At 41.8% G+C, this 5793-nt stretch carries 4 protein-coding genes; 3 read left to right on the plus strand and 1 reads right to left on the minus strand.

Annotation, left to right across the window (positions count from 1 at the left end; translation table 11 throughout):
- Positions 1-136 precede the first annotated feature (136 nt).
- From B5F71_RS18465 to B5F71_RS18470, 3 genes are read left to right on the plus strand one after another with little or no spacing between them, the layout of a single operon-like run.
- Positions 137-2815 (plus strand): SusC/RagA family TonB-linked outer membrane protein, encoded by a 2679-nt coding sequence (locus B5F71_RS18465; protein WP_241148656.1) that lies wholly within the window; start codon positions 137-139, stop codon positions 2813-2815.
- Entirely contained in the window at positions 2799-3395 is a 597-nt protein-coding gene (locus B5F71_RS21115; protein WP_241148657.1) for a hypothetical protein, read from the plus strand. Before B5F71_RS18465 ends, B5F71_RS21115 begins: the two co-directional genes overlap by 17 nt.
- A gap of 11 nt (positions 3396-3406) precedes the next feature.
- A complete protein-coding gene (locus B5F71_RS18470; protein WP_087213266.1) occupies positions 3407-4720 on the plus strand; it encodes a RagB/SusD family nutrient uptake outer membrane protein in 1314 nt (437 codons plus the stop codon).
- Here the strand turns inward: B5F71_RS18470 and B5F71_RS18475 are convergent.
- Positions 4695-5735, minus strand: coding sequence for an IS630 family transposase (locus tag B5F71_RS18475; RefSeq protein WP_087213269.1), 1041 nt, complete (start codon positions 5733-5735; stop codon positions 4695-4697). The genes B5F71_RS18470 and B5F71_RS18475 overlap by 26 nt on opposite strands.
- Between the last annotated feature and the right edge of the window lie 58 nt (positions 5736-5793).

The following is a 5793-nucleotide window of genomic DNA, read 5'->3' on the forward strand; positions in this document are numbered from 1 at the left end:
GACGAAGAACAGGAGCGGAAAGGACCAAAAAATCGCCCAAAGCACACACGAAAACGGATACATCAAGCCAAGAAAAACTTTTTGGAGAAATTCAAAACAGCTTCTTATTGTGTCATTTAAACATTCATTCCGAATCATGAGAAACGCTTTTTTAGCCTTATTTCTATTGGTGGGCGCAACGTATGCCACCGAATCTTATTCCCAGAACTTGCGGGTGACGGTTGTTTCCTCTGGCATTTCTACGGCTCAGGTGCTGAGCGAGATAGAGAGTCAGACCGATTATCTGTTTGTGTATGATGTCAATGAGGTCGACCTCGGCCGCAAGGTGAATGTCGATACCGAGAACCGTCCGGTATCGGAAGTCCTCGACGAAGTGTTCGAAGGCACTGGCATCACGTATGCTATGGAAGGAAAGAACATCATGCTGATGCGCCGAAACAAGAAGGAGACGCTTGGGGCAGGACAGCAGAAGGCGGGACATACCGTGCAAGGCATTGTGATGGATGCAGACGGCGAACCCATTATTGGTGCCAACATCAAGGTGGAAGGCACGTCGGCGGGCACAATAACCGATCTTGACGGGCGTTTTACCCTCGATGTCCCCGAAGGTGTCGTGTTGCAAGTGTCCTATATCGGTTATGTGACCCAGAATGTAAAGGTAGGTGGAAAGCGGGATATTACCATTCGCTTGTCGGAAGACGCCCAAGCACTGGACGAAGTCGTAGTCGTGGGTTACGGTTCGATGAAGAAATCGGATTTGACAGGTGCGGTAATCAGTGCTAACCTGAAAGATTTCGAAAAGGCTCCCAATACGAATATTCTTCAATCTCTGCAGGGAACCGTCCCGGGATTGAATATCGGACAGGTGACATCGACAGGAAGTACGCCGGATATATCTATCCGTGGAACCAATACTTTGTCTGGCAACAAGAGTGTGCTGATTGTATTGGACGGGATTATATATACGGGGTCTTTATCGTCTCTGAATCCTAACGATATAGAGTCGATTGATGTGTTGAAAGGAGCTAGTGCCACAGCTGTTTATGGTGCTCAAGCGGCTAATGGCGTTTTGCTTATTACTACGAAAAGAGGAAAGGTTGGCAAGACTCGGATTAATGTATCTTCTTCTTATACCATATCCAATCCGACAAAAGATTTACGTCCGATGAACCGTAATGAATATTTGAGTTATTTACGTGAATTTTGGTATGATGAATCTTATATAGGTCCGGATTATACGACACCTAATCCAGATTTTAGAGTAGCTGACTATATCCAAGATGTACCAATGTTGGATAATGATCTGCCTGACGGACTTGCTCCATATGACTATGATTGGTGGGGAGAAGGTACACAAAACGGTCATATCTTGGAGAACAGGATAGATATTTCTGGTGGGAATGATAATGTTTCTTATCTGTTGTCTTACGCTCATACCGATCAAGAAGGATTTATTAAGAATGATGTATTTAAGCGAAATAGTATCCGTGTAAATGTAGACTTGCATCCTTATAAATGGCTCAAAACGGGAATCCAATCATTTGCTTCATTTGTCAATCAAGATGGAGCGGAACCAAGTGTTTCCGGACTGATGATGCAAAGTCCTCTTATTCAGCCGTATGATGAAAATGGAGAGATAGTGCCTTATCCTTTCAATACATTGGATACGAATCCCTTTATGGGATCTAATGTAAAAGATAAGGAACGGCATAATTATTTCTTTGTCAATTTGTATGCGGAAATCCAATTGCCGATAAAAGGGTTGACATACCGTTTGAATTATGGTAATAATTATCGTATTGATAATCACTTTTATGCCAGTGAGTATGGGGCAAGCCTAAGTGGAGAGGCATATAAGCAGCATACGGAATATTATGATTATACGATAGATAATATTTTAAATTATCAAGGTGAATTCGGAGACCATAGCATAGCCGCTACATTTCTTTACGGTGCCAGTGAACGGAAAAACAACTATACGAATGCCGATTCACAAAACTTCTCCAGACTGACATTGGGATATAATAAACTTGAATTGGGTAAGAACCAATATACTTATTCTACTGCTTGGAATGAGGCTTTGCTTTATCAGATGGCACGAATTAATTATAAGTACAAAGATCGGTATTTATTGACTGCAACTGTACGTCGGGACGGTTTTTCCGGATTTGCTTCGAATCACAAATTCGCCATATTTCCTTCTGTCGCTTTAGCTTGGAATATGACTCAGGAACCTTGGTTTAAAATAGCTTGGATTAATTGGCTGAAAATTCGTGGCGAATGGGGAATCAGTGGAAACCAGACCAGTCGATATAAATCATTATCGCGTGTCGATTCGAATGCAGCGTATGTGTTCGGTGATGGCGGTACGACCGAAATGGGACAAATGATATCAACGATGAGTAATCCAGATTTAAAATGGGAAAAGACGACAGGTATCAATGTCGGTTTTGATTTTGCTGTTTTAAATAATAGAATAACCGGAACATTGGAATTTTACACTAATATAACCAAAGACCTCTTATATGATCTTGCTATTCCTACCATGACAGGGTTTAAGTTTGTTAGTTCAAATGTAGGTGAAATCCGTAATAAAGGTTTTGAATTCAATATCACTTCCCACAATATTGTCAACAGGGATTTTGAATGGGATACGACTATTAATTTTTCGACCAATTCGAATGAGATTGTTACATTGACCGGGCAGGATTTGGATGGTGACGGGAAAGAAGATGACTTGATAGCCAGTAATTTGTTTATCGGAGAAGCTATTAATTCAATTTATGGTTATGAAATAGATGGTATGGCAACTTGATGATGATATACCTACAGGGTACCATCTAGGGAATTATCGTGTAGTGGATACTAATCACGATGGTGAAATAACTGTTGACGACCGGGTTATTTTAGGAAAAGAAGACCCGGCTTATCGTTTTGGGATATTAAACAAATTCCGTTATAAGGATTTTACGCTTAGTTTCTTTATTAATTCTGTTCAGGATGGGAAAAAAGGTTATTTAGGGTCAAATTCTCAAACGGTGACTCGCTCGAATGGAAATAATCTGCGATGGAACAGAGCCAGTGAACTTGCTGCTGATTATTGGTCGCCTACTAATCCCGATGCAACTTATTCGCGTTCTATTCAGGCAGCTGCGATTAGTCCGACTTTATATATGGACAGAAGCTTTGTTCGTTTGCAAGACATATCTTTGGGATATAACCTTCCTAAAAATTGGTTGAATGCAATAGGTATTGAAAATATAAATGTATATGTCAGCGGTAAGAATCTGCTGACTTTTACGAAATGGAAAGGTTGGGATCCCGAAGCAAATCAGGGTTATTATGGACGTCCCGTATTGAAAAGTTGGTCTTTCGGATTTAATGTAACATTGTAAAACAACAGATTATGAAAAAAGTATATGTCATTTTATTAAGTGTCCTATTGTTTTCTTCTTGCAATGAAGATAAATTTTTGAAAGAAGAGGCGTTGGATTTTATGAGTTCGGACAACTCGTTTACGACGGTTACAGATTTCAATATGTCAATCAATAATCTTTATGATTTGATACGTGTTGAATTTTACGCATACGATGAGAATAAGCCTTTTGATTATCTTTATGGTACAGACTTGATTTATGATGGCGAATATGGCTCGGTTAACCGACATTCTAATATGGTTGCAGCTTATCATCCGACAAGTAGTATCATACAATTCCATTGGGATGCTTTATTTAAAATTATAGCGGAAGCGAATGTGGTGATTGATAAGGTTGCTCTGTCATCCGTCAGCGATGAGGATAAAGCGATGTTTACGGCAAAAGCGAAGTTCTTTCGTGGCATGGCTTATCGCACATTGGCTTATTTATATGGTAATGTGCCGATTGTTTTAAATGAAACAACATCAGTGAAAAATGATTATACGCTTTCAAGTAAGGAAGATGTCCTTCAACAGGCAGCCTCTGATGTATTGGAAGCTGCACAAATATTGCCGGATATAACCAATGTAAAAGACGGCGAGATATCTTCGCCTGCGGCATATCATTTGTTGGCTGAGATTTATTTGGCTTTAGGTCAAAATGAAGAAGCGGAGCAAGCAGCAACGAAGGTGATTGATAATCCGGCTTTGGCTTTGATGCAGAACAGGTTCGGGTCTCGTATGAATGAACCGGATAGAGACGGGGACGGACAACCCGATGGCGATGTGTATTGGGATTTGTTTCGGATGAACAACCAAAACAGAGGTGCAGGGAATACGGAAGGAATATGGGTCATTCAGTTTGAGACAGATCTTCCCGGAGGGGGGAGTTCTACAGCAGACTTAAAAAAGAAAGGTAATTATTTGCTTGAAAGACATATCTCTCCTTTGGTTAGTTTGGTACAGTTGAGAGTGAATGATAAAATTTATTCTCCGTTTGTGTATCCTGTGAGTGATTATAGCTCCGGAGGGCGTGGCATCGGTTGGGGAGTATCGACTGTATATTTTTCGAATACCATTTGGGAAAGCGATTTTAATAATGATATGCGGAATTCGAAATTTAATTTTGTGCGTAAGTTTCCTGTTACCAACCAGGCTGTAAGGGTCGAATTGGGTATTGATACAATTGATGTGGAAAATCCTCCGGCTAACCTTATAGTCGGAACTGGAGGAATAACGACCATTCCTGGAAACTTTTTGTATGCGTATCAAACTATAGTCAAAAAGAAATGGTTTGCGAATTAGACAAACGGAATTTAAGAGTCAGAAGTGACTCCAACTCTTCTTTATAGTTTCCGATATTGTCGAAGAAATCCTTAACGGCCTGCCTGAATTTCTCTTTTGTCCTGTAGAAACCGGTATTGATGACCTTCTTGCGGAGGAATTTCCAAAGCCTCTCAATCAGATTGAGGTTCGGCGAGTAGGGCGGCAGGAATATCTGCCTGATTTTTGTCCCGTCCACCCATTCCTTGAGCTTTTTGTTGTGATAATAACGGGCATTGTCGGAAATGATATAGATGAACGGGGCCTCCGGATGCCTGTCCAAGGCCGCCTGATAAACTTCTTTTGTGGATTCGGCATTGACGCTTTCGCAATCATGGGCTATCACGTCTGTCACGTCATGCGCGTTAAGCAACCCGTTGATGTTCACCCTGTCACGACCGCTGACGGTCGGTTGTTCCAACTTTTCGCCTTTCTCTATCCACGCATAAGTGGAACGGCTGTTGTGGGTCGGATGAACACCGTCGGCATAATAAACCACAGCATCTTCCGGCATACCGGAAAGGATTTCGGAAAGTTCTCCGACAAAGGCTGCCTGCTTGGAGGCATCAGCCTCGCAAGGGACTTCCGATGTCTTCTTATAGGTGAAACCAATGCGGTTCAGCAGGTCTACAACCCCCTGGGGCGTGTACTCCACGCCGAATGTGGACTTTATCCACTCTGCCACACTCTTGGCATCCGTATAGATATGCTCACGAAGTTCCTTGCGCAAGGCGGACAACTGTCTGCTGTCAAGAAGCCCCCAATAACCTTTGTGGCGGTTTTCCAGAAGTTCATCGGCACCGCCGTGCAAATAAGCGGAACGGTAACGGTATACGGTGGAAACGTCTATTCCAAGGCATGAAGCCACGAAGGAAGGAGAATTGCCCATGCCCAACATCAGAATGCAAGTCACACGGGCATAGTCGGAACTTCCGGCTAGATTCCGTTGAAGTTTACGTAAATTTTCTATTTCTGATGTCGACAACTGCATTTCCATGCCGTAAAGATACAACTTTTAAACGAATTATTCGCATTTCACTTACTTTTGACTATAA

The organism is Bacteroides sp. An269, assembly GCF_002159755.1.
Classification (GTDB): domain Bacteria; phylum Bacteroidota; class Bacteroidia; order Bacteroidales; family Bacteroidaceae; genus Phocaeicola; species Phocaeicola intestinalis.